The organism is Salimicrobium halophilum (assembly GCF_900100295.1).
GTDB classification, from domain to species: domain Bacteria; phylum Bacillota; class Bacilli; order Bacillales; family Halobacillaceae; genus Salimicrobium; species Salimicrobium halophilum.
In genome coordinates this window covers 13,968-38,926 of the sequence record NZ_FNEV01000016.1, presented here as the reverse complement: position 1 = coordinate 38,926, position 24,959 = coordinate 13,968, and the positions used below count along the sequence as shown (strand labels likewise).

Annotated in this window: 18 protein-coding genes, 2 tRNA genes and 2 rRNA genes; 19 read left to right on the top strand and 3 right to left on the bottom strand. The window is 40.6% G+C overall.

From position 1 onward, the window contains the following. The 9 genes from BLQ44_RS15755 to tsaD all read left to right on the top strand — a co-directional run. Positions 1 to 243: ribosomal RNA gene (locus tag BLQ44_RS15755) — 23S ribosomal RNA — on the top strand; the annotation flags it as partial. A gap of 52 nt (positions 244 to 295) precedes the next feature. Beyond that, positions 296 to 410: ribosomal RNA gene (gene rrf / locus BLQ44_RS15750) — 5S ribosomal RNA — on the top strand. A gap of 15 nt (positions 411 to 425) precedes the next feature. Beyond that, positions 426 to 502 (top strand) — tRNA-Met (locus tag BLQ44_RS15745). Between the two features lie 5 nt (positions 503 to 507). Beyond that, positions 508 to 584, top strand: a tRNA-Asp gene (locus tag BLQ44_RS15740). A gap of 127 nt (positions 585 to 711) precedes the next feature. Continuing rightward, the gene (gene thiL, locus BLQ44_RS15735) at positions 712 to 1,674 is read left to right on the top strand and encodes a thiamine-phosphate kinase (protein ID WP_093194846.1); all 963 of its coding nucleotides are present in this window, start codon (positions 712 to 714) and stop codon (positions 1,672 to 1,674) included. Between the two features lie 5 nt (positions 1,675 to 1,679). Then, positions 1,680 to 2,141, top strand: coding sequence for a tRNA (adenosine(37)-N6)-threonylcarbamoyltransferase complex ATPase subunit type 1 TsaE (gene tsaE, locus BLQ44_RS15730; RefSeq protein ID WP_093194845.1), 462 nt, complete (start codon positions 1,680 to 1,682; stop codon positions 2,139 to 2,141). Further along, a complete protein-coding gene (gene tsaB / locus BLQ44_RS15725; protein ID WP_093194844.1) occupies positions 2,122 to 2,805 on the top strand; it encodes a tRNA (adenosine(37)-N6)-threonylcarbamoyltransferase complex dimerization subunit type 1 TsaB in 684 nt (227 codons plus the stop codon). The genes tsaE and tsaB overlap by 20 nt, the downstream gene beginning before the upstream one ends. A gap of 2 nt (positions 2,806 to 2,807) precedes the next feature. Beyond that, positions 2,808 to 3,248 carry a ribosomal protein S18-alanine N-acetyltransferase gene (gene rimI / locus BLQ44_RS15720; protein ID WP_093194843.1) on the top strand — a complete coding sequence of 147 codons (441 nt, stop codon included), beginning with the start codon at positions 2,808 to 2,810 and terminating at the stop codon, positions 3,246 to 3,248. Further along, positions 3,245 to 4,291 carry a tRNA (adenosine(37)-N6)-threonylcarbamoyltransferase complex transferase subunit TsaD gene (tsaD, locus tag BLQ44_RS15715; RefSeq protein ID WP_093194850.1) on the top strand — a complete coding sequence of 349 codons (1,047 nt, stop codon included), beginning with the start codon at positions 3,245 to 3,247 and terminating at the stop codon, positions 4,289 to 4,291. Before rimI ends, tsaD begins: the two co-directional genes overlap by 4 nt. 542 nt (positions 4,292 to 4,833) lie before the next feature. Here tsaD and BLQ44_RS15710 read toward each other — a convergent pair. Further along, positions 4,834 to 6,762: an ABC-F family ATP-binding cassette domain-containing protein gene (locus BLQ44_RS15710; RefSeq protein ID WP_093194842.1), complete on the bottom strand. Its 1,929-nt coding sequence runs from the start codon at positions 6,760 to 6,762 to the stop codon at positions 4,834 to 4,836. A 131-nt stretch (positions 6,763 to 6,893) separates the two neighbouring features. Here BLQ44_RS15710 and BLQ44_RS15705 point away from each other — a divergent pair, with 131 nt between their 5' ends. Both BLQ44_RS15705 and BLQ44_RS15700 read left to right on the top strand, forming a co-directional pair. Further along, the gene (locus BLQ44_RS15705) at positions 6,894 to 7,523 is read left to right on the top strand and encodes a redox-sensing transcriptional repressor Rex (protein ID WP_093194841.1); all 630 of its coding nucleotides are present in this window, start codon (positions 6,894 to 6,896) and stop codon (positions 7,521 to 7,523) included. A gap of 98 nt (positions 7,524 to 7,621) precedes the next feature. Continuing rightward, complete coding sequence (locus tag BLQ44_RS15700) at positions 7,622 to 9,019, top strand: MDR family MFS transporter (protein WP_093194840.1); 1,398 nt, start codon at positions 7,622 to 7,624, stop codon at positions 9,017 to 9,019. Between the two features lie 104 nt (positions 9,020 to 9,123). Here the strand turns inward: BLQ44_RS15700 and BLQ44_RS15695 are convergent, their stop codons facing one another. Together BLQ44_RS15695 and BLQ44_RS15690 are read right to left on the bottom strand one after the other, a co-directional pair. Then, positions 9,124 to 9,327, bottom strand: coding sequence for a YdiK family protein (locus BLQ44_RS15695; protein WP_093194839.1), 204 nt, complete (start codon positions 9,325 to 9,327; stop codon positions 9,124 to 9,126). Position 9,328: 1 nt separating this feature from the next. Continuing rightward, a complete protein-coding gene (locus BLQ44_RS15690; RefSeq protein WP_093194838.1) occupies positions 9,329 to 10,024 on the bottom strand; it encodes a CPBP family intramembrane glutamic endopeptidase in 696 nt (231 codons plus the stop codon). 231 nt (positions 10,025 to 10,255) lie between these two features. Between BLQ44_RS15690 and groES the strand changes: the two genes are divergently transcribed. From groES to pglZ, 8 genes are all read left to right on the top strand, one after another. Further along, positions 10,256 to 10,540 carry a co-chaperone GroES gene (groES, locus tag BLQ44_RS15685; RefSeq protein WP_093194837.1) on the top strand — a complete coding sequence of 95 codons (285 nt, stop codon included), beginning with the start codon at positions 10,256 to 10,258 and terminating at the stop codon, positions 10,538 to 10,540. Between the two features lie 45 nt (positions 10,541 to 10,585). Beyond that, entirely contained in the window at positions 10,586 to 12,220 is a 1,635-nt protein-coding gene (gene groL, locus BLQ44_RS15680; RefSeq protein ID WP_093194836.1) for a chaperonin GroEL, read from the top strand. 643 nt (positions 12,221 to 12,863) lie between these two features. Then, positions 12,864 to 13,010 carry a toprim domain-containing protein gene (locus tag BLQ44_RS16840; protein WP_322787542.1) on the top strand — a complete coding sequence of 49 codons (147 nt, stop codon included), beginning with the start codon at positions 12,864 to 12,866 and terminating at the stop codon, positions 13,008 to 13,010. A gap of 294 nt (positions 13,011 to 13,304) precedes the next feature. Further along, positions 13,305 to 13,907, top strand: a complete 603-nt coding sequence (locus BLQ44_RS15665) for a DUF1819 family protein (protein ID WP_093194834.1) — start codon at positions 13,305 to 13,307, stop codon at positions 13,905 to 13,907. Position 13,908: 1 nt separating this feature from the next. Next, positions 13,909 to 14,487 (top strand): DUF1788 domain-containing protein, encoded by a 579-nt coding sequence (locus tag BLQ44_RS15660; RefSeq protein ID WP_093194833.1) that lies wholly within the window; start codon positions 13,909 to 13,911, stop codon positions 14,485 to 14,487. 16 nt (positions 14,488 to 14,503) lie between these two features. Further along, on the top strand, positions 14,504 to 18,052 hold the full coding sequence (gene brxC, locus BLQ44_RS15655; RefSeq protein ID WP_093194832.1) for a BREX system P-loop protein BrxC: 3,549 nt from the start codon (positions 14,504 to 14,506) through the stop codon (positions 18,050 to 18,052). Between the two features lie 48 nt (positions 18,053 to 18,100). Further along, entirely contained in the window at positions 18,101 to 21,604 is a 3,504-nt protein-coding gene (pglX, locus tag BLQ44_RS15650; RefSeq protein WP_093194831.1) for a BREX-1 system adenine-specific DNA-methyltransferase PglX, read from the top strand. Positions 21,605 to 21,686: 82 nt separating this feature from the next. Further along, the gene (pglZ, locus tag BLQ44_RS15645; RefSeq protein ID WP_093194830.1) at positions 21,687 to 24,257 is read left to right on the top strand and encodes a BREX-1 system phosphatase PglZ type A; all 2,571 of its coding nucleotides are present in this window, start codon (positions 21,687 to 21,689) and stop codon (positions 24,255 to 24,257) included. Positions 24,258 to 24,959: the final 702 nt, after the last annotated feature.

Here is a 24,959-nt window from a genome sequence, read left to right as displayed (position 1 = left end):
GTCCTTAGTACGAGAGGACCGGGATGGACACACCGCTGGTGTACCAGTTGTTCCGCCAGGAGCATCGCTGGGTAGCTACGTGTGGACGGGATAAGTGCTGAAAGCATCTAAGCATGAAGCCCCCCTTGAGATGAGATTTCCCTTTGTAGAGATGCCTCTGAGACGAAGAGGTTGATAGGTCCGGTGTGGAAGCGTGGCGACACGTGCAGCAGACGGATACTAATCCATCGAGATCTTCTCTATAACGTTGGTCAACGTTTCTTATCCAGTTTTGAAGGTTCATCCTTCAAAGTGATGTGGTGGCAGTAGCGAAGAGGTCACACCTGTTCCCATGCCGAACACAGAAGTTAAGCTCTTCAGCGCCGATGGTAGTCGGGGTTACCCCCCGCGAGAGTAGGGCGCTGCCACATCGATTTTTATACCAGCGCGGGATGGAGCAGTCTGGTAGCTCGTCGGGCTCATAACCCGGAGGTCGCAGGTTCAAATCCTGCTCCCGCAACCAAATTTGGTCCGGTAGTTCAGTTGGTTAGAATGCCTGCCTGTCACGCAGGAGGTCGCGGGTTCGAGTCCCGTCCGGACCGCCATTTTTGACTTATGATAATGATTACATACACACAGCCTCGGGGATGCCCTGAGGCTTTTTTTCATGATTTTTTTCTATTTTTGTGACTGGCTGATATAATGGAACAAGGAAAAGGTGGGTGCCCCTATATGGATGAATTCGAACTGATTCGCCGCATTTCTCCTTCTTACTATCGGCAGTCGTCCGTGATCAAAGGAATCGGAGACGATGCCTTCGTCTTCCGTGCAACCGGGGACGTCGTGTTCACGACAGATACGATGGTGGAGGATGTACATTTCTCAAGACAGACGATGGAGCCTGAGGCGATCGGCTACCGTGCGCTTGCTGCCAATATATCGGACTTGGCCGCCATGGGAAGCGATCCGGCTTTTTATAGTGTATCTCTCGTCGTTTCGCCGGAGTGGACGAATGAAGAGATCCTTGCGTTGTATGAGGGGATGGAGCGCCTCGGAAAACAGCACGGTATGGATCTGATCGGTGGAGATACCGTAGGTGGGAAGCAGCTTGTCGTCTCGATTACTGCTCACGGCTATATTCATAAAGGAAAAGGACGTTATCGTTCTCATGCACGTCCGGGTGATCTTGTCTTTGTAACGGGAACGCTAGGTGATGCTCGGGGAGGATTGGAACAGCTGATGCAGCAACGGAGTTCCGCTTCTCCTCTCATTGCCAGGCACCGTTATCCTGAACCACGGGCGCACTTCGCTTCCGGTCTGGAACCATTGCAGCGCGTATGTCTCAACGATGTCAGTGACGGTATTGCAAGTGAAGCGAATGAGATTGCTGCAGTATCGGGAGTAAGGGTGACGATTCGGGAACAAGACCTTCCTATCAGTGAGGTCCTGCTTCAGAATTATCCGGATCAAGCTGTGGAATGGGCGCTCTCCGGCGGGGAAGATTTTGAATTACTTGGAACGATTGCACAAGAAGACAGAGAAGCGTTGCTGGCAATCGCTGAACATAGAGAGACACCTGTGACATTCATCGGAACCGTTTCCTCTGCGGATGCTCCGGAAGTTATCCTCCAGTCCGGGAAGGAATCGAAGCGATTGTTACGCACAGGTTATACACATTTACAGGAAAGAAGGTAACGACGATGCAGGTACGATCGATGAGTCCGGCAGCAACTGCTGAAATTGCTGCTCTTTTGGCCAGGAAGTTGAAGGCGGGGGATGTCCTCACGTTAGAAGGGGATCTCGGTGCAGGGAAAACGACGTTCACCAAAGCCTTAGGGAAAGCTCTCGGAGTCACGAGAACTATCAACAGCCCTACATTTACGATCATCAAAGAATACGAAGGGAATCTCCCTTTTTACCATATGGATGCCTACCGGCTCGAGGATACGGAAGAAGACCTCGGCTTTGAGGAGTACTTCGACGGTTCCGGGGTCACTGTCGTAGAATGGGCTTCTTATATAGAGACGTATTTACCCGGGAAGCGTTTGGATATTGAAATTGCTTATGAGGGGGAAGAAGAACGGATTCTTACCTTCACGCCGCGTTCTTCCCATTTCGAGACTATTTGTGAGGAGATATACGATGAATATTCTGGCGATTGATACATCAAATTATATACTCGGAGTAGCCGTCATCAAAAATCATGAAGTGGCGGGAGAATGGATGACGAATGTGAAAAAGAATCATTCGGTACGCCTGATGCCTGCGATCGATCAGATGATGAGAGAAACGGAAACCTCTCCGGAAGAACTGGATCAGATTGCGGTGGCCCATGGCCCTGGTTCTTTTACAGGGGTGAGAATCGGCATGGCAACGGCCAAATCGATGGCATTCGCGCTTCAGATTCCGGTCGTAGGTATCTCGAGCCTTGAAGTGCTTGCACGTCAGGGAACGTTCTTCGATGGATTGATCTGTCCGTTTTTCGATGCGAGACGTGGAAGGGTCTATACAGGTCTTTATGACGGAGAAATGAATGTGGTCATGGAAGAAGAGAATATTGATATGGACACGTGGCTCGAAAAGTTGAAGGCGATGCATCAGTCCATTCTCTTCGTCAGTCAGGATATCTCTGAGTTCCGTGGCAGAATTGAAGAGAAAATGGGAGACCGCGCTGTATTTCCGACACCCGCGCATCAGTATGCCAGACCTTCGTATCTGGCGCTTTCTGCGATGAAGAAGCCGGCATCCTCGACTCACACATTGAGCCCTAACTATTTACGACTGCCGGAAGCCGAGCAGAAATGGCTGAATCGCCAGGAGAAGTAGATATGGTCAGCGTAAGGGAAATGACGACCGAAGATATCGAACAGGTGATGTGGGTGGAGCGTGCTTCTTTCACCGTCCCCTGGCCGAAGGAGACGTTTCTCGAAGAAGTGGAAAATAATCCTCACGCGGCTTATTTTCTTATCGAAGAAGACGGAGAGGTCATCGGGTACTGTGGAGCCTGGTTCTTCAACGAGGGAGGCCATATTACGAATATAGCGATTCACCCTTCCTATCGTGGTCATAAATACGGGAAATTGTTATTCATGGAAGTGATGAACGAGGCGAGGAAGCATAAAATCCGATTGCTTACGCTTGAAGTCCGCGTTTCCAACACGACCGCTCAACATATGTACCGGCGATTCGGATTCAAGCCGGCCGAAGTCAGAAAAGGATACTACGCCGATAATGGAGAGGATGCATTAGTCATGTGGGTGAAACTATGAACAACGAACAGTATATATTGGCGATTGAAACGAGCTGTGACGAAACGGCCGTCGCCATCATAAAAAATGAAACGGAACTGGTAGCGAATGTGGTCGCTTCCCAGATCGAAAGCCATAAGCGCTTCGGGGGAGTGGTGCCTGAGGTTGCCTCGAGACATCATATCGAACAGATTACCATCACGCTTGAAGAAGCGCTGGATAAGGCCGGACTTACGCTTGATGATATGGAAGCGATAAGTGTCACGGAAGGACCGGGACTTGTGGGAGCTCTTCTGGTAGGAGTGAACGCGGCTAAGGGTGTCGCTTTTGCGAAACAGAAGCCACTCGTCGGTGTCCATCATATCGCAGGCCATATTTACGCGAGCAGACTCGAAAAGGAATTCGATTTTCCATTACTCTCGCTTGTCGTTTCCGGCGGTCATACCGAACTAGTACTTATGCGCGGACACAATGACTTTGAAGTGATCGGCGAGACGAGGGACGATGCTGCAGGAGAAGCCTATGACAAAGTGGCACGTCTGTTGAAACTTCCTTATCCGGGAGGCCCGGAGATCGATAAACTGGCAGCGGAAGGGGAAGCGACGATCGATTTTCCGAGAGCCTGGCTCGAGGATGATTCCTATGACTTCAGTTTCAGCGGACTGAAATCTTCTGTGATCAACAGGCTCCACAACGCTGAACAAAAAGGCGAAACGCTGAAGCCTGAAGATGTAGCTGCAAGCTTTCAGGAGAGCGTGGTCGAGGTGTTATCCACAAAAGCGAAGAAAGCGGCTGAGGCGTACGGTGTCCATCAGCTGGTCGTAGCAGGGGGCGTAGCGGCCAACAGCGGTCTGCGCAAAGCTCTTCAGGAAACGTTTGAAAATACAGATATCGAGCTCCTGATTCCGCCACTCAAATATTGTACGGATAATGCTGCGATGATTGCAGCCGCAGGAGCCGTGGCGTACAAACAGGGGCATCGTGCAGGCTGGGATCTGAATGCTCATCCAGGACTCGATCTCGAGAAGTATGGAAAGCGTGGACAAGTTCCTCAGGACAATTGAATAGTGTGGATAAGAAGTGGAAAAGGTAGAAGTTCTTCCTCGTGCAAGCGGAAGAGTTTCTACCTTTTTCAGTTATCAACAGAAGGATAAAGGAGCAATCCCTTCTTTCGACAAGGAAAGTATAGCAATTTTCAATTATTCACAGGGTTCTACACGAATCGTGGATAAATAGTTAACAAAACCTTAATAACAGCTTTATATTTGTGGGTAAAATTTGGGGATAACCTCGATTTTATCTGTGGATAATGTGTATAAACCTGTTGAAAACTGATTTTGTTGAACTTTGTCTGTGGATAAAGGTGGGGAGAAATGTAGAGTTCGGGAGGGGAAATGTATTGAACGTTAATTTTGTAAAAAAGAAGAAAAGCGTCTCATAACTTTTGGGATGGCGTATTTTTCTTGAGACCCTCTGCCAAAACTGTCGCATTTAAAATGTTATGGTACAGTTTCTGTCTCATCATCTATCAATTATGCCTCATAAACGCCTATCCTATATAAAAAGCCCCGATCGCGTGTAAGACGCAACCGGGGCCGAATACGTTCTAGTCCGTCTGGAGTTCTTCCCATTCTTCCATCAGCGACTCCATTTCATTCGAAGCTTTCTCGTTATCTTCCGTGAGCTCTAAAGATTTCTCCGCGTCCTGATACACATCAGGCTCACACAGCAGCTCATCGTTCTTCTCTATCTGTTGCTCCAGTTCTTCGATGCGTGTTTCGATCTCTTCGATGCGGCGCAGGCGTCTTCGTTCTTCCCGTTTCGCCGCTTTATCCATCTCGAAGGAACGCTTCCCTTCCGTAGGTGCTTCCTGTTCCTTTTCTTTCTCCGCTTCTTCGATCGCTTTCCATTCCGCTTCTTCCCGTTTCTTATCGTGATAGTAGTCGTAATCTCCGAGATAGATTTGCGTATGGTCCGGCTTCATCTCGACGATCTGGGTCGCGATTTTGTTGATGAAGTAACGGTCGTGCGAGACGAAGATGATCGTTCCCGGATAATCGACGAGTGCCGCTTCAAGAACCTCTTTGCTGTCGAGGTCCAGATGGTTGGTCGGCTCATCAAGGATCAGCAGGTTGGATTTCTGCATCATCAGCTTAGCAAGAGAAAGACGGGCTTTCTCTCCACCACTTAACGCAGCGACAGGCTTAAGAACGTCTTCGCCGGTGAAAAGGAAGTTACCGAGAATCGTCCGGATATCCTTCTCGTCTTCCATCGGATAGTCATCCCAGAGCTCGTCCAGCACCCGTTTCTTCCGGTTCAGTTCGCTCTGTTCCTGGTCGTAGTAGCCCATTTCGACATTGGCACCGATGACGATGTCTCCTTTGGTAGGAGCCAGGTTCTCGGTGAGTATTTTCAGAAGGGTCGATTTCCCGACACCGTTCGGTCCGATCAACGCAATCGAATCCCCCCTGGAAACGTCGAGCGTCACATCTTCGAACAGATAATCACTGTCCGGGTAATGGAAGCCTACTTCTCTCGTTTTGAGAACGTCATTCCCGCTGCGACGATTCACCTGGAACGAGAACTTCGCAGATTTGGCGTCATCTTTCGGTTTCTCCATCTTGGCCATCTTCTCGAGCTGTTTCCGGCGGCTCTGCGCCCGTTTACTCGTGGTGGCCCGGACGATGTTCTTCTGGATGAAATCTTCCATCTTCTTGATTTCACTCTGCTGCTTTTCGTACTGCTTCATTTCCTGTTCGAAATCGGCTTCTTTCTGCTTCAGGTAGGTGCTGTAGTTGCCAGTGTATTTCTTCACCCGCTGCATGGCGACTTCATAAACCGTGTTCACGATTTTATCCAGGAAGTAACGGTCGTGCGATACGATGACGACAGCTCCCGGATAAGACTGAAGATAGCCTTCGAGCCACGTGAGCGTATCGATATCCAGGTGGTTTGTCGGCTCGTCCAGAATGAGGACATCCGGTTTCGTCAGAAGCAATTTACCAAGTGCGAGCCTGGTCTTCTGGCCGCCACTCAACGTCTGGATCGGCTGACTCCACATCGATTCCGGAAAATGGAGGCCCTGGAGGATGGCTTTCATGTCCGCTTCGTACTGATAGCCCCCGGACGTTTTGAACTCGTTCTGCTTGCGGTCATAGTCTTCGAGAAACGCCTGATACTCTTCAGGGGAAGAGAAACGGTCCGGGTCAGCCATCTCGGCTTCCATCTCCCGCAGCTTCGCTTCCATTCTTTTAAGCCCGTCGAACACGTGAGAGAATTCTTCCCAAATCGTTCCGTCCGATTCAAGTCCGCTGTGCTGTTCGAGATAGCCGACCGTCGTTTCTTTCGATTGAAAGATGTTCCCTTCCTCGTAGCTCATCTCTCCGGCCATCACCTTCAACAGGGTGGATTTGCCGGCACCGTTCCGCCCTACGATGGCGATCCGGTCGTTTGTCTGTATTTCCAAATCAATATCGGATAAAATTAACTCAGCTCCGAAACGCTTCGTCAATTGACTAAGTTGCATTAGAATCATTATTTATTCACCTCGACTCATTCAAGTGTATCTTATCGAAAGCACGAGGGGCAACAAAACGGACTAACTTTGTGAATTTACTCACGATTTTTGCTAAACTATATAGTAAGGAAGAAGAAGGAGGAACGTACATGGATGAAGAAGCGAAAATTCCTCAGGCCACAGCGAAACGGTTACCGCTCTATTACCGATTTATAAATAATTTATACCTTCAGGGGAAAATGAGAGTGTCTTCGAAGGAATTGAGTGACGCGGTGAAGGTGGACTCTGCCACGATCCGACGGGATTTCTCTTATTTCGGTGCGCTCGGGAAGAAAGGCTACGGCTATAATGTCGAGCATCTGGTGAGCTTTTTCCGCAAGACGCTCGATCAGGACGAGACGACAGAAGTCGCGCTGATCGGTGTCGGTAACCTCGGTACCGCATTTCTGAACTACAATTTCATGAAAAATAACAATACGAAGATCGTCGTCGCTTTCGATGCGGACAAGGAACGCGTCGGGCAGGAAGTGGGCGGTGTTCCTATCGAACATATCGATGATCTGGAGGAGAGGATGGGCAACGTCTCTGTTGCTATTCTGACCGTTCCTTCCCAGGCGGCGCAGGGGATTACGGACCGTCTCATAGGACAAGGGGTGTCCGGCATTCTGAACTTCACACCGGCACGGATCACCGTTCCCTCGGACGTTCGTGTGCATCACATCGATCTTTCGGTGGAACTGCAATCGCTCGCTTATTTCCTGAAGCATTATCCGCTATAGGAAATTTCCGGGAACGAGGCACAGAAACTGACTTCTGTGTCTTTTTCTTATAGTATGGAAATAGTAATTAATTCGAACATCGAAAGGTCAGGATAACTATGGCAAGGAGAATCCCGGAAAAATGGCTGGTGGTCATTTCCGTTCTGTTCGGAACGTTCACCGTCATTCTGAATAATAGTATGCTGAACCCGGTATTGCCGCGGTTCATTGAAATCTTTGATACGAACGCGGTAGCCGCCGGGTGGATTCTGACAATCTTCATGGTATCGATGGGGATGACGATGCCGCTGACGGGGTACTTCGGAGATCGGTTCGGTAAGAAAAAAGTATACCTCGTCGGTCTGACGCTGTTTCTTATCGGTTCCACATCTGGATTCTTCAGCGGCTCTCTCGGCATGGTCATTTTCTCGAGAGCCATTCAGGGGATGGCCGGCGGATTGATGATGCCGATTGCGATGGCCCTCATCTTCAACTCGTTCCCGAAAAATGAGCGGGGACTCGCTGTCGGGGTCTACGGCGTAGCGGCGATGGTAGCTCCGGCGATCGGCCCGACCATCGGGGGCTTTCTCATCCAGTTTCTCGAATGGCCGTGGCTCTTTGCGGTCAACATCCCCTTTGGATTGACGGGGCTGCTGTTATCCACGAAATTCCTCGAGAGGACGGAGAGCGATCCGAACAAACGATTCGACCTGATCGGCTTTCTTCTCGTTACGTCAGGAATCGGGGCGGTGCTATTCGCCCTTGGCCGTGGGCGTACACCTGAAGTTCTCTTTGATCCGTTGAATTTATCCCTGATTGCAGCGGGGATCATACTCGTGACGGTGTTCGTCCGCTATGAATTCAGGCAGGAAGATCCTTTGCTCAACTTATCGGTCTTCAAGGTCCCGACCTATGCGGTGTCGATCCTTATCACATCTTCTGCGTCCATCGGGCTGTTTTCAGGTATTTTCTTATTGCCGCTCCTCATCCAGAACGTATACGGACTGAATGAAGTATGGACAGGGATTCTATTCCTCCCATCGGCCGCGGCGAGTGGCATCTTCATGTCCCTCGGCGGAAGAATGCTCGATAAAAAAGGACCGAAGTTTGTCATCCCGCCTGGTCTTACCATCATGGGTCTGTCGACGATCGGCCTCGGAATGCTCGAGACGTCGAGCCCGTTCTGGTGGATCCTTCTTTTGAACGCGATACGAGGCATGGGGATGGGAATGAGCAACATGCCTGCGACGACGACAGGGATGAACGCAATTCCCGACCATCTCGTCGCTCAAGGGTCTGCGATGAACAACATCATCCGCCAGATTGCGTCTTCGCTCGGAATCGTATTTTTCTCGATCTATTACGAAGTCAGGCGCGCCCAGATTTCGGTAGATATGAGTATGCAGGAAGCGACTTTGCAGACGCTGAACGAGGCGTTTCTCGTGTCTGCTGCCGTCCTGTTTCTGGCCCTGCCGTTCTCTTTCATCATGAAAGGTGTACAGGATGAAAAAAAATGAGCTGAATCCATGTAGGATCCAGCTCATTTTTTGTTGGAATTCTCATAATCCAGTTGCATCACCCGGAAACCCGGGCCATAAGCGAAGCGATGGCACTTTACCCTTCACTTTTTGTCTGAATTATTCTTAATGTAAAAGTGGAGGCCGATCAAGCGGATGCCGACCCCGATGTTGAATGTTGAGATCAGAGCGAGGATCATCGTCGTGGCGTTCCAGATTGATCCCTCGATCGACTGGACAGCGACGAAGACGAAGCCCGCCCCGATGAACAGGTACAAATAAGCCATCATTAAGGGGGAGGCCTTCATATCAAAACAACCCTCCCAACAGAATCGTTTCCATCTGTTCCATATAGTTCTCCAATTCCTCCCGGTACATCTGCGCGACGACGACCATGCTATTCAATATCATATGCGTAATGATCGGCGTAATGATGGATTTCGTCTTCACATAAAGAAAAGCGAAGACCGACCCGGCTGCAAAGTAGATCAGCAGGTGGGTGAAATCAAAGTGGAAAGCCGCAAACGCGAGAGAAGACACGACCACGGCTAACAGGAAATTCGTCCGTTTATAGATGGACCCGAAAATGATCTTCCGGAAAATGATCTCTTCCGTGATCGGTGCGAAAATCACCGGAAGAAGAATGAATATCGGCGACTGCTCGGCAATATCCATAAGTAGTTGCGTGTTTTCAGACTCCGGGGATGCATCGAACAAGTACATCTCGATCATGCCGGCGATGTTCTGGGCGAATAGCGCAAGAAAGAACCCGAGAATCGCCCAAAGGATGATCGATCCTGTACGAGCCCGTTCCGATCGTTCCGCGAGCTCCGGTTTCAGAAGAATAAGCATCCACACTGTGGCTATCGTGAAGCTGAAGATGGACCATACGGCGATGGCATCCGTACGGCCGAAGCCGAGAGCCATCAGAAGCGGGGCACCGATGATTCCGCTCAGCTGTGTTGCGAGATAGATGATGATGATATACCAATACCGTCTGGGCATAAGAATCTCCTTTATCTTTTTCTTAATCACTGCCTTCAATTTTACCATAGGTGGAATTACAGAAGGAAACAGAACGATTAAGAAGAAAAATCTAGAAAAAATATAAAGCTCCTACTTGAAAAACGAACGGTGATTGATTATTATAATAATTGGTATTAGCACTCACGAGGTAAGAGTGCTAATAATCGACAATTCACACAAGATGAATGAATTCTGAGGAGGGTGTCCTAATTGTTAAAACCACTGGGAGATCGTATTGTTATTGAAGTAGTAGAACAGGAAGAGACTACAAAAAGCGGAATCGTCCTGCCTGATTCGGCGAAAGAGAAGCCTCAGGAAGGAAAAGTCGTAGCTGTCGGTACCGGCCGTTTGAAGGACAACGGCGAAAAGGTGGCACTTGAAGTTTCCGAGGGAGATCAGGTCATCTATTCCAAGTTCGCAGGTACAGAAGTGAGCTATGACGGAAAAGACTACCTAATCATACGCGAAAACGACGTTCTTGCTGTCGTTCAATAATATTCAATAAATAAACGTACGGATCAAACAAGGAGGGCATGAATAATGGCGAAAGAATTGAAATTCAGTGAAGACGGCCGCAGAGCTATGCTTCGCGGTGTTGATACATTAGCAGATGCAGTGAAAGTGACACTCGGACCGAAAGGACGTAACGTCGTCCTCGATAAGAAATTCGGATCCCCGCTCATCACGAACGATGGTGTGACGATTGCTAAAGAAATCGAACTTGAAGATAAATACGAAAACATGGGTGCGCAGCTCGTATCCGAAGTAGCATCCAAAACGAACGACGTAGCCGGTGACGGTACAACGACAGCGACGGTTCTTGCGCAGTCCATGATCCGTGAAGGACTGAAGAACGTAACATCCGGCGCTAACCCTGTCGGCATCCGTCGCGGTATCGAGAAAGCGGTAGAAGTCGCTACAGACGAGCTCCGCAAAATCTCCAACCCGATCGAAGGACGCGAATCCATTTCTCAGGTAGCTTCCATCTCTGCTTCCGACAACGAAGTCGGCCAGCTGATCGCAGAAGCGATGGAGCGTGTTGGTAACGACGGCGTTATCACGATCGAAGAATCCAAAGGCTTCAACACAGAATTGGAAGTCGTAGAAGGTATGCAATTCGACCGCGGGTACGCATCCCCTTACATGGTGACAGACCAGGATAAGATGGAAGCGGAGCTTGAAGACCCGTACATTCTTATCACTGATAAGAAGATCAATAACATCCAGGAAGTACTACCGGTACTTGAACAAGTTGTTCAGCAGTCCAAGCCACTCCTTATCATCTCTGAGGACATGGAAGGCGAAGCGCTTGCGACACTTGTTGTGAACAAACTTCGCGGTACATTCAACGCGGTAAGCGTAAAAGCACCTGGCTTCGGCGATCGCCGTAAAGCGATGCTTGAAGATATCGCAACGATGACAGGCGGTCAGGTCATTACTGAAGATCTTGGTCTCGATCTTAAGAACACGACACTAGATCAACTAGGCCGTGCTTCGAAAGCTGTCATCACGAAAGAACACACAACCATCGTTGAAGGAAAAGGCGACTCCGAACAGCTCGCGTCCCGTGTAGCACAAATCCGTGCGCAAGCAGAGGAGACGACTTCTGAATTCGATAAAGAAAAACTTCAGGAACGTCTCGCGAAACTTGCCGGCGGCGTAGCTGTCATCAAAGTCGGAGCGGCGACAGAAACAGAATTGAAAGAGCGTAAACTACGCATCGAAGACGCATTGAACTCTACGCGTGCAGCAGTAGAAGAAGGAATCGTCGCAGGTGGTGGAACAGCACTTATCAACATCATTTCTGCCGTAGAAAAACTAGATCTCTCTGACGATGAAGCGACAGGCGCAAGCATTGTCCTACGTGCTCTTGAAGAGCCGGTACGTCAAATCGTACACAACGCTGGTCTGGAAGGCTCTATCATCGTAGAGAAGCTGAAATCCCAAGAAGTAGGCGTCGGCTACAACGCAGCAGACGGCGAATGGGTGAACATGGTAGAAGCGGGTATCGTAGACCCTACCAAAGTTACTCGTTCCGCACTTCAAAACGCCGGCTCTGTAGCGGCTATGTTCCTAACTACAGAAGCAGTCGTTGCTGACATCCCTGAGGATGACAACGGTGGTGGCGGCATGCCAGATATGGGTGGCATGGGCGGTATGGGCGGCATGATGTAAGCTGTCCTTGCTGTCCTCAAACTCTTTTCTACACAAGGATTTGAAACCATATAAATGAATATTGACTGGATTTCTAATGAAATTAAGTTTAAATCAAATAAGCCTCCCAGAAGTTTTATAAACTTTTGGGAGGCTTATTCTTCTATTTATTATTTCTTATACTCGACCTTCTGCGCTGCATAAATTCACTTTGATTTGTTTTAATAAGGTTATATTCATGCTCCTTCTTAAATAACATTCGGCCGGTAGTATGAATTCCATATAAGTATGTAGGCATATCCTTTTGCGTGTAGGTTATCAATGAATGCTTGTTAGTGTTTTCTCATGACAGCAAATAGCTTGATTTTGAAAAATATCTTCTTAAATGCTGAATTTCTTTCGTACTTCCTCGATGCGAACTAACCTTAGAATTTTTCGCATAGAAATTAAGCCAATCATCGGTGAACTCATTGAGAGTGATATTGTTTTCTTCAAGATAGTTCCTTCTCTTACCTCCTTCTCTAATTCCGCTGCTTCAATTCTTGCATCAGTTTTTCTAATGAAGCCCCCCTTGGACTTTGTTTTTCTTTGTCGGTGACTGGATATAATCATTCTATTTGATAGGATCACTTATTACCTCTATAGGTAACCAAATTCCATTTATTTGTTTGAAAGTCCGATTGATGAACTGTCTTATTGGAGTATTAAAAAGAAAAAACTGCAAAATACGCGTTTAGTTTCTATGTCTGGGTTTAAGCGGCAGACGACGATTGATGAATTAAATCGGAGGAGCAAGAAGATCATAAGGTGAATCGCATAACTTTTTGTAGGGATAATGTTTAGGCGGAAGGGAGTTTGCTGAAAGGCATCGTGTTCAATTAAATAGACAGATTTGTAATATTGACATTCCGCGCTCTAAAGACTGGAATATAGAGATTAGGAAAGAGAAGGAGATAGTAATAGAAAGGTAAAGCTAGCAGTTGTTTTTTTCTGTGTAATGAAATCACCATTTTTTGTAGTTCGGAAACCAGCTAAACAAAATAGTGATATGAAAAGTGAAAACTGATAAAATAATAATAAAAGTGGACCAAGGAGATAGAAAATAATGGTAAAAAAACAAAAATATAAATCAACAATTAAATCACGTCCCTTTCTGTATATAGAAACAAAAAAGCTTTCAGAGTTGCTGATACAAGGAATGAACGAGGTGGAGCTAAAGAATAAAGTGATAAATGAAAATATATTCCAGGTGAGGTCCGAAGATCGAAAGTGTGAAATTGCATCAACAATTCTCACACGCTTAAACGCTGTTGATGATTATCTTATTGAGAAAATTGTTCAGAGTGATATAGAGACAAGTAAATTAATTGTTTTATATGCAATTATGAAAACAGACCGTTTATTTTGTGAGTTTATGAATGAAGTCTTTAGTGAAAAAATAGCTCTATTGGATTTAAAGCTAATAGATAGAGACTTTAATTTGTTCTTTGTAGGTAAAAAGGAACAAAGTGAAACAGTAGCGAACTGGCGCGATTACACATTTTATAAACTGAAACAGGTGTATATTCGAATACTGTGTGAAGCAGGTCTATTGAAAAAACAGAAAGGTGAACGTGAAATCATTCAACCGATGTTAGATATTGAAGTGAAAGAACACGTACATAAGATTGGAGATAATCACTTTATAGAAAATATGGTAGGTGTATAAAATGAGGACTATAAATGAACGATTGGACGATATATTACCTAAAATTACTGATCCTTCCTTCCGTGAAAATAAAGGTTTAGGAAATGAGGTTGGTTATTATATATTTGATTACGATCCCCAGTATGAAATGGTTGTACGTAATCATATTGAGTATTTAAAAGAAAAGATAAAGAAAGAACACCCTGATCTACATATTCGAGAATTTGACTTATATGAGATTGTGTTGGAAATACTTGAACAAAAGGGATATCTTCAAAAAAATTTTGAGATGGAAGAGAAAAAAGGTAGTGATTTTGTACTTAATGCTACTAAAAAAGCATTAAGATTAACCTTGGATAATGATTTAGTTATTCAATACATGAGTGATCGAACTCAACAAAGCGATATAGTTTTTGTTACAGGTGTAGGAAAAGTTTTTCCTATTATTAGATCGCATACGGTTTTGAATAACATTCACCGAGCCGTTGATCAAATACCAATTATTATGTTTTTTCCTGGTGAATACGATAGACAATCACTTCAGCTATTCAATGAATTAAAGGATGACAATTATTATAGGGCATTTAGACTTGTGGATTAATTAGGAGGGGAAATGCATGGAAATTAAAAAAATGTTTCAAAAGAAAATTGATCGACCAATTAGAGGTGTTATTAAAATTGGCAATGAGGAAGAAAATTCCTTTCAAGAACTTGATGAATATGTAGTAACTAACGAACTTCAAAAGCATTTGGGGAAGTTTTTCTCATCTTATAAAAAAGGAGTTAAGGGGCATACAGATGAAGTAGGTGTATGGATTTCGGGGTTTTTTGGTTCGGGTAAGTCCCATTTCCTTAAAATACTTTCATATTTAACAAAAAACAATAAGGTAAATGGACGAAGGGCCATTGATTTCATGGAAGACAAGATACATGACCCAATGATCCTTTCTGATCTTAAGCTAGCAGGGAATATAACTAATGATGTAATCCTTTTTGACATAGATGCAAAAAGTGAAGCAAATTCGAAGAGTGATAAGAATTCAATAGTAAGAGTGATGAATAATGCTTTCAATGAGATGCAAGGGTTTTGTGGGTCCATCCCTTGGATTGCTGATATTGAAAGAATTATGTATAAAGACGGTTTGTATGAGGATTTTAAAGCAACTTTTAGAGAAATATCTAGTAACAATTGGGAAGAGGCAAGAGAAGACTTTTACTATGAAGAGGATTCAATAATTGAAGCTTTATGTAGAACGACAGAAATGAGTGAGGATTCAGCACGAAATTGGTTTCAAAGAGCAGAACAAGAATATTCAATTAGTATAGAACGATTTGCAAAACGAGTGAATGAGTATATTGAGTCCAAAGGTGATAATCATCACGTATTATTCTTTATCGATGAAATAGGACAATATATAGGCGAAGATTCTCAACTAATGTTAAACCTTCAAACTATAATACATGAATTTGGTCTGAAGTGTAAGGGGAAGGCATGGGTTATTGTAACTAGCCAAGAAGACTATGATTCCTTTATGAGTGTAAGAGGGAATGATTTTTCAAAGATCCAGGGTCGCTTTGATACCAAGTTAAGTTTGTCTAGTGCTTATGTAGATGAAGTAATAACTAAACGTTTATTGCTTAAAAACGAATATGGTACAGATACATTAGATGAATTATATGATAAAAACAATTCAATAATAAATAATTCTCTTACCTTCTCGGATGACACTGCAGAAATGAAGAAATATACGAATAAACAAGAGTTTATTGATGTATATCCTTTTGTTCCATATCAATTCACACTACTTCAAAAGGCAATTTCAGAAATAGCCAATCATTCTAATTCAAGCAAACACCAATCTAGAGGTGAGCGTTCATTATTGAATGCATTCCAAGAAGCAGCTATTAATTATAGTGATAAAAATGAAGGGTCTCTAATCCCTTTTTCCGCGTTTTATCAACCGATGGAGCAATTCTTAGAATCTTCAACTACAAGAGTTATTATTCAAGCATATAAAAATACAAGGCTTGAAAAATATGATGTAGAAATATTAAAGCTATTGTTCCTGATTAAATATTTAAAGGAGTTACCTTCAACATTAGAAAATATATCAACTCTTATGGTTGAACATATTAATGAGGATAAGATTGAATTAAAAAGAAAAATTGAAAAATCCCTCATTAGATTAACAAGAGAAACTCTTATTCAAAAAAATGGTGATGAATATATTTTTCTAACAAATGACGAGCAAGATGTAAATCGTGAAATCAAGAATATGCATGTTGATACAGCAGAAGTAATTCATAAGCTAGGAGAAGAGATATTTGGAGGTATATACCTCGATAAAAAGTATCGTCATTCAGCAAAACATCATTTCAGCTTTAACGCAAAGATTGATGATCGTCCAATTGGTATGCAGTCAAATAGTATTGGTCTTAAGATACTTACTCCTTACTATGAAGCTGAAATGGAATTAAATTCTTCAGAGTTAAAGTCAATGTCCATGAGAGAAACAAACGTCATCGTAAAGCTTCCCCTAGATGCACCTTATCTTGATGAAATGGAAGAAATACTTAAGATTCAATCCTATCTAAAGTTAAAGAGTGGCATATCAGTTCCACAAGCTATAGAAGATATTAAGACAAGAAAGTCTAGGGAAGTATCAACTCGGAAAAGCCGTGTAAATATCTATCTTAGAGAAGCGATAACACAAGCTGAAATATATGCAAATTCTCAAAAATTAGATATTAAAGAAAAATCACCTGACGAACGCATTAATGAAGCATTTAGGGCATTAGTAAATAGCCTATATAATAAGCTTCATTACATCGAAGAGTTCGTTGATTCAACCAAGCAATTACATGATTTACTTCACGAATCTGAACAATTAACTGACGAAAATAATCATTTGGCAGTAAAAGAGGTAGATATGTATATTAATCGTTTATCTACTCGAAACCATCCTGTCACGATTAAGACAGTTACTTCACATTTTTCCAAACAACCCTATGGTTGGAATGAAATTGATACTACATCGTTATTAATAAAGCTATTTAAGGATCAAGAAATTAAGCTCTTGTTAAACAGCACATATTTACATTCAAGTGACAAAGATATAATAAATTACCTGACGAAGCGAGATTTCGTTGATAGAGTACTGGTGAAGAAACGGGAGCGAATATCTCCATTATTACTTAAGAATGTAAAAGATTTAAGCAAAGAATTGTTTGATATCTCATCCTTACCATCGGATGAAGATGGTTTAATGAAACGATTTAAAGAGCTAGCAAGGGATGAAAAACACAGGATATCCAATTTATTGGTCTATTACAAAAATCGTTCCTATCCTGGACAAGAAGTTTTACTTGATGGAATACAATTGTTTGAAGAGTTGTTGGAAATCAGGGAAGCTTCTACTTTCTATCATTACATCCGTAATAATCGAAAGGAACTCAAAGATTTTGCAGAAAAAGTAAAAGAAGTTAAAGGGTTCTTCAAAAATCAACAAGATAAATATGATAGGGCTCTTGATCGCATAGATATATATGAACAAAATCGTCCTTACATTAATGATCAGGAAATCTTAACTACTATTACAGAGATTGAGAAAGTTGTAAAGCATGTCCATCCTTATCAAAACATTCAAAAGTTACCAGAGTTATGTCAGGCTTTCGACGAACGGTTTATAGAATTATTGTCTGAAGAATGTGAACCAATTAAAACAAATATTAACCAAGACCAGTTAACTGTAATGGAAGAATTAGAAGGTTTGCCGGGTATTAGAGCAGAACTTGCTTCACAATTTAGAGAAGATTTTAATAATTTAAAGGATCGTCTTGATAGAGTAAATAATTTTTTTGAGGCAATCGCAATGCAAACAGAAAGTGATCGATTAAAAGTCCGTTATATTGATAAAATACAACAAGAAGTGAATAAGAAAAACGCACAAAATCGGCAAGAGGTTGAAGAGGAACATGACTCAGATAACGATAGGGAAATTGTTACACCTCTAAAATCAAATAAAACTAAGACAATTAGTAAACAGGATATACTCAGGGGAACGAAAAAAATCGAAAATAAAAATGATATAGATAAACTGTTAATTGAAATTCGTGAAAAGTTAGAGGAACAACTAGAAGAAGATACAATTATTACTTTAGTGTGAACTAGGAAGGGGGAGACTCCCCTTCCATACATAATGGAGGTACAGAATATGAACAAAGCTGCAATTAAGAACTTTGCTACTACCGCCAGAAGAAAGTTATTGGAAGCTGTTGAGCATAGAGCGTATGAATTAGGTATAACAAGAACAGAAATCATTGAACCTGAAGTGTACCAAGAAGGATTTAGAATTAATCAGAGATTCTATAGGAAGTACGAAATAAAACAAAGGAATGAATTGTTAAAGAAGATAAAAGAAAAAGGTTTTGACCAAGTCATCGAAGAAGTTTCATACACATGGTTCAATCGTTTTATAGCTATACGATTCATGGAGGTGAATGATTACTTACCAACAGGGGTTAGGATCTTTTCATCTATTATTGAAGACAAGACCGAACCAGATGCTTTAACGGAAGTAGATATGATTGCGGATGAATTAGGGCTAGATATGGAAATCGTTTATCGATTGCAAGACGAAAATGATACTGAAGATTTGTTTAGATATATATTAGTTAAGCAGTGTAATCAATTAGGTGAACTTATGCCCTTAATATTCGAAAAAATACAAGACTATACGGAATTATTGTTACCAGATGGTTTATTATTAGAAGAATCGATCGTAAAAGATTTAGTTAGAATAATTGATGAAGATAGCTGGAATAATCAAGTGGAAATAATCGGATGGTTATATCAGGAGTATATTTCGGAAAGAAAGGAATTAATAGATAAATATATAAAAAGTGGGAAAAAAGTATCAAAAGAGGATATCCCAGCAAAAACACAATTATTTACCCCTAAGTGGATAGTAAATTATATGATTGAAAATTCATTAGGAAAAATATTTTCGCGAAACGGGAGTAACACAAACTTAATTAAAGACATGGAATCTTTCATAAATAATGAGTCCATATATAATAACAGAGATATTGTAAATCCTGAGGAAATTAAAATTTTAGATCCTTGTGTGGGCTCGGGACATATTTTAGTGTCTGCTTTTGACTTACTATTTTTAATTTACCAGGAAGCGGGATATTCTACAAAAGATATCCCAAAACTTATTCTGGAGAAAAATTTGTTTGGTTTAGAAGTTGACAACAGAGCTATTCAAATTGCTTATTTCGCTTTGTTTATGAAAGCTAGAAGTTATTATAGTGGAGTTTTTAACGACAAAATCAATTTAAATCTATATGCAATTCAAGAAAGTAATGGTATAAATCAAGATATTAGTAACTATTTAAAAGATAAACTGAAGAATGGAGACGAGGTTAATTACTTACTTGACAAATTCAAAGATGCGAAGCAATTTGGTTCATTAATTGAAGTTGAAAAAGATATAAACTTTGACTTGTGGATAGATACAATAAAACAATTGGATGATAATGAGGCAGAAGACATTTTCACCGTGGCAAATATAGATAATGTAAAGGAAACGTTTCTACCTCTAATCTATCAAGCAAAGTTGCTGAGTCAAAAATATGATGTTGTAGTTACAAACCCTCCTTATTTAGGTAGAAGAAATATGGACGACTATTTAAAGAATTTCATTGATAAACAATATCCTAATTCTAAAATGGAATTATATGCCGTGTTTATAGAAGCTTGCTATAATTTTTGTAAAGAAAATTCATATGTATCCATGGTGACTCGTGATTCTTGGATGTTTACTGGTAGTTTTAAAGATTTAAGAATGGGCATTGTAAATAATGCTGAAATTGATACTATGTTACATTTAGGTTCACATGCATTTGAAGAAATCCAAGGGGAGGTTGTTACTACTACCGCTTTCTCCTTAAAAAAGAATAAGTCGGACAATACTTATGGGATATATTATAGATTGGTGGATAAAAAAAATTCAGATGAAAAAGAGCAACATTTTAAAAATAACAAATTAGATAATATTAAATTTAATCAAGAGAATTTTAAAAGCATAATCGGTTGGCCTCTATGTTATTGGATTAAAGAAGAAGATAGAGATTGTTTCATTAATAACAATACCCTTTTACAAGTGGCACCTCCCAAAAAGGGGTTGGATTCAAATGGAGACAGTCAACTATATTTTCGTAAATGGTATGAGGTTGAAAAAAGTAAAATTTATTTAAACCATCTAGAGGAGAGCAGTAAATATACATGGTTTGAAATTGACATGGGGGGAGATTTCAGGAAATGGTATGGTAATAGAAGTGAGATAATAAATTATGAAAACAATGGATACTCTCTTAAACATAAAAAGAAAAAAGCTAATATTAGAAACGAAAATCTTTATTTCAAAAAATCTCTAACATATGGAGTTATCTCTTCACAAAATGTAAGTTTTAGGGAGAGTTATGAAAATGCGTTATTCTATCAGCATGGAGCTAATTGCTTCCCAAGTGAAGAAATGTTTTATTATATATTAGCGTTTGGAAATTCAAAAGTTGCCAATAGATTATTGACCTATATCGCACCCACCCTGACTTTTACTGTAGGAGATGTAGCTAAACTACCTATTCAGCAACTTGATGCTCAAACCAATAAAACTATAATTAACCTGGTAAAAGAAAATATTCGTATCTCCAAAAATGAATGGGATTCATTTGAGACATCTTGGGATTTTAAGAAACATCCACTAATTTTAAAAAATAATAATAGTATAAAAAAAGCATATGATCAATGGAATATCACAACTGAAGAGTGGTTTAATACGCTAAAGGAAAATGAAGAGAAATTAAATGATATTTTTAACAAATTATATAACTTAGAAAATAAAGTAGACGCAAAAATGAAGGATAGGGATATAACTATTCGTTTGGCTGACACGAAAAGGGATATTAAGTCACTGTTATCATATGCAGTTGGATGTATGTTTGGTCGATATTCACTTGATGTAGAAGGAACGGTATTCACAGGTGGAAACTTTGATCCAAATCAATACACAACTTACAAAGTTGCTACTGACAATATTATTCCAATTACTGATGATGAGTATTTTGAAAATGATATTGTCAGTAAGTTTATAGAATTTATAAGTACAGTTTTTGGTGAAGACACTCTAGAGGAAAACATAGACTTTATCGCAGAGTCCCTAATTAAAAGAAACAATGAGCCTTCACGAAAACGAATTAGACGTTATTTCTTTAAAGAGTTTTTTAAAGATCACGTCCAAACATATCAAAAACGTCCAATCTATTGGATGTTTGATAGTGGAAAAAATGATGGCTTTAAAGCGCTAGTTTATATGCACCGGTATGAACCAAGACTTGTTGCCAGTGTAAGAACAGATTATTTACACACTCTTATAAAGAAATATGAAGAAGAGTTAGACCGAATAGACTATATCTTAGAATCCAATGTATCGGCTACTGATAAAAAGAATGCAAAGAAACAAAAAGAAAACTTACAAAAACAATTATTAGAATGTCAACAGTATGATCAAGTCATCGGTCACGTAGCGAACAGACGAATTGAAATTAATTTAGATGATGGTGTAAGTATTAATTATGCTAAGTTCCAAGGTGTAGAAATCCCCCAAGGAGAGGGGAAAAAGCCGCTAAAAACGAATCTTCTAGCAAATTTATAGTAGTAATTTCAAAAGAGAGATTTAGCAAGGGAATTTGCTAAATCTCATTCTTATTCATATAAGATAGAAGGGTTGTTGAATCATGAAATTAAATGAGGTGAATCGTGTATTACGTGATACTTTTCAAGAAGAATTATCAAATGGAAGAAAGCGCCATATTGTATTCTGGTATGACGAAGAAGGAGAATTCGTAGAAGATATAAAGGACCTTGAATTGGATAACGTTCGAATAGTGACGCTGACGCAAAATAATCTATTTGCAACAAAATATGAGTTAGAAAAAGTTGATCCCAATTCTCACTTTCTCATATACGCGAATATGACTAAGCCAGTACCTAGACAAGATTGGTTGCTAGATTTATATAAGGTGGGTATGGAATTCGCTACGGATAGGACTACAGTAAACATGAGGGAGCTCGGCATAACTGATGATTCCTTACGAACTGTCTTTAAAAAGTATGACAAGTTCTTTAACAGTACAAAAAGGCTTAAAGTTTTTCAATCATACCCACTTGATAATTTAACAGAAGAATCTATTGACATAACAGTTTTGGCTGTGCTGGCAAAGAGCTCATTAAATTCATTAGATGAAGTTGTTCGATCTCTTTTAAATGAACTCTCACAAGATAAAAGCCAATTATGGGATCAGATAGACAAGTTGGGAGATAAAAAGGCTTTTTGGCAAATGGTTGAGAAGTATTACGGTTATTCATTAGAAGATAAATCTCTTATCTCCTTAATGATGTATTTTACAATATCTTACTTATCAGATCGTATGCCAGAAGTTGAATTACCTAGTATGTGGACTAAATATGTATCAAACAGACCAATGAATTCTATTATTTTTATGAACCAATTAATGAATAGTAATGCTGATATAAAGGCATATCGTCGGCTTGCCGATCAAATTAGTTCAATTATAAAAGTTGGTGAACATGTAAAAGAGTGGGATGCTAACCATATATTAGATGCAGATGCTTTTCAACAATTCGATATGGTAATTATTGATTACTTACAAAATCAACTTATACAGGATGTTAATCAATTTGGTACTTATAGAGAAATAATATCTAAAAGGCGGTTACTACATTGGTATGATAAATATAAACATGACTACAAAGCAATTGAACAAGGTCTAAGAATCTGTGAATATGCACACAACATTAAGCAGTTTATACCTGAGAAGTCTGCTTACGATATGTTTCAAATCTATTATCAAAAATATTATGAGGTAGATACTGCATATCGAAAATTTTATGTAGCTTTTGACCAGCTGGAGCATAAAGAGCATTTGCTACCACTACGTGAAAAAGTAGAAAACCTCTACACAAACTGGTTTCTTCAGGAATTAGCTTTAAAATGGACGAATAGCTTAGAACAAACAAATTATGAAACTTGGGCTATTTCAGGCATAGATCAACAAAATCAATTCTATAAAAATTTTGTTCAACCTTATATTAATAGAGGTGAACGGGTTTTTGTCATTATCTCTGACGCCTTGCGGTTTGAGGCTGCTAAAGAACTAGTGAGTTTGTTAAATAACGAACGTAAAGCTTCTACAGATATAACACCCATTCAAAGTGTATTGCCATCCTATACAGATTTAGGTATGGCTTCATTACTGCCACATAAAATTATTAAATATGGGTCAGAACAAGAGAAATCGATTTTTATTGATGATATACGTGCATCAAGTACTGTTAATCGTAATCAAATTCTGCAAAGTTATATAAGTGACTCAATGGCTATTCAACATAAAGAATTAGTTGATATGAATCGTTCTAATTTACGAAAAACGTTAACTGGAAAAAGAGTCACCTATATTTATCATAATACAATTGATGCACGAGGTGATAATGCTTCAACTGAAATGGAAGTCTTTGATGCAGTAGAAGAAGCTATAAATGATTTACGTGTATTAGTCAATCAGCTGGTTAATAACGTGAGTGCATCAAACATTATAATAACAACTGATCACGGATTTCTTTATCAGCGAAATCCATTATCTCAAAGTGACAAAATGCCAAATGATTCGGTTAATCCTAAACTAATTAAAAAAAGGTTTATGGTATCAAACCGTAAAACCGAAATTGATGGAACAATGACTTTTTCGATGGATGGTGTTTTGAACCAAGAGGAGTCATCATATGTAACTGTACCAAACGGAACTGGAAGGTTTGCTTTGCAAGGTCCAGGATCAAATTATGTACATGGAGGGGCAATGTTACAAGAAGTGGTTGTACCCGTAATTACATTTAAGAATGATCGTAGTAAATTCTCAAGAAATGATATTCGAAAAGTAGATGTTAAATTGACTAGTCCAACAAGGAAAATTACGAATACAATTACTTACTTAGAGTTTTTCCAATCGGAGAAGATAGAAGATAAAAAACGCCCCCTGAGATTAAAACTATATTTTACGGATGAACAAAATCAGAGGGTCTCTAATGAGAATATTATTATTGCAGATAGCTATTCAACTAATCCAGAAGAACGAACATATCGAGAGAAATTTGTATTTAAAACAATCTCCTATGATAAGCGAGCAAAATACTATCTCGTTTTAGTAGATGAAGAAGGACCTGTTGAAACAATATATGAGAAAATCCAGTTTTCGATAGATATCGCATTTTCAAATGACTTTGGTTTTTAAGTGATGGGAGGGAAATTTATGAAATGTATCAAGTTAAACCAAAAATTAAATTGATTTTTATCAGAAAAGTAGTACTCCAAAATTTAAATAAAGAGATTAACTAAGGTGCAAGTTATCAACACCATTTCAACTTCTTTTACTATTTGGTTCAAGGTGGTAATTCAGGTTGGCTATATAAGGAGGTAGTCTTTTTGGCTGGTTTTATTATAAGAAGGCGATGTTCCCTCTCGAATAATTTTGAACAAATAAGACGTGAAAAATGGAATATATGATTTCAAATTAAAATCTCTGAATATGGTTAATAATATGACTGTACTGGGGTGTGCAATTATATAAGTAACAAAGTATGTGGAAAGGAGGAAATAATGATGGAGAAGAAGGAGAGAGTATTTGAAATCAACAATAAAAAGCAGACACGAACAAACGAAATATCTATGATCATCAATGAAGGTGGGTTAGGTGCCGACAGATAATATATTATTAAATACATGCAGGAGGTACCCTGTCTTTTTACTTAAGTGATTATTGGTTATTTTCAGAGAAGCTATCGCTTTTTAAATTAATCGGCCTTTTCATTCATGCCTATTAATAAAGCATATTTCAACCATAGTATTCATGGACAGCGACTCCTCTCATGTATAATGGAGTTAGATTAAGAACTGGTAACGGTAACTAAGGCTTTGTCTATCTTAAACAGGAGGG

Bases quoted from the DNA above. Each gene is read 5' to 3' on its own strand.
- thiL (WP_093194846.1), top strand. From the start codon at position 712: ATGGATGAATTCGAACTGATTCGCCGCATTTCTCCTTCTTACTATCGG.
- tsaE (WP_093194845.1), top strand. From the start codon at position 1,680: ATGCAGGTACGATCGATGAGTCCGGCAGCAACTGCTGAAATTGCTGCT.
- tsaB (WP_093194844.1), top strand. From the start codon at position 2,122: ATGAATATTCTGGCGATTGATACATCAAATTATATACTCGGAGTAGCC.
- rimI (WP_093194843.1), top strand. From the start codon at position 2,808: ATGGTCAGCGTAAGGGAAATGACGACCGAAGATATCGAACAGGTGATG.
- tsaD (WP_093194850.1), top strand. From the start codon at position 3,245: ATGAACAACGAACAGTATATATTGGCGATTGAAACGAGCTGTGACGAA.
- BLQ44_RS15710 (WP_093194842.1), bottom strand. From the start codon at position 6,762: ATGATTCTAATGCAACTTAGTCAATTGACGAAGCGTTTCGGAGCTGAG.
- BLQ44_RS15705 (WP_093194841.1), top strand. From the start codon at position 6,894: ATGGATGAAGAAGCGAAAATTCCTCAGGCCACAGCGAAACGGTTACCG.
- BLQ44_RS15700 (WP_093194840.1), top strand. From the start codon at position 7,622: ATGGCAAGGAGAATCCCGGAAAAATGGCTGGTGGTCATTTCCGTTCTG.
- BLQ44_RS15695 (WP_093194839.1), bottom strand. From the start codon at position 9,327: ATGAAGGCCTCCCCCTTAATGATGGCTTATTTGTACCTGTTCATCGGG.
- BLQ44_RS15690 (WP_093194838.1), bottom strand. From the start codon at position 10,024: ATGCCCAGACGGTATTGGTATATCATCATCATCTATCTCGCAACACAG.
- groL (WP_093194836.1), top strand. From the start codon at position 10,586: ATGGCGAAAGAATTGAAATTCAGTGAAGACGGCCGCAGAGCTATGCTT.
- BLQ44_RS15665 (WP_093194834.1), top strand. From the start codon at position 13,305: ATGGTAAAAAAACAAAAATATAAATCAACAATTAAATCACGTCCCTTT.
- BLQ44_RS15660 (WP_093194833.1), top strand. From the start codon at position 13,909: ATGAGGACTATAAATGAACGATTGGACGATATATTACCTAAAATTACT.
- brxC (WP_093194832.1), top strand. From the start codon at position 14,504: ATGGAAATTAAAAAAATGTTTCAAAAGAAAATTGATCGACCAATTAGA.
- pglX (WP_093194831.1), top strand. From the start codon at position 18,101: ATGAACAAAGCTGCAATTAAGAACTTTGCTACTACCGCCAGAAGAAAG.
- pglZ (WP_093194830.1), top strand. From the start codon at position 21,687: ATGAAATTAAATGAGGTGAATCGTGTATTACGTGATACTTTTCAAGAA.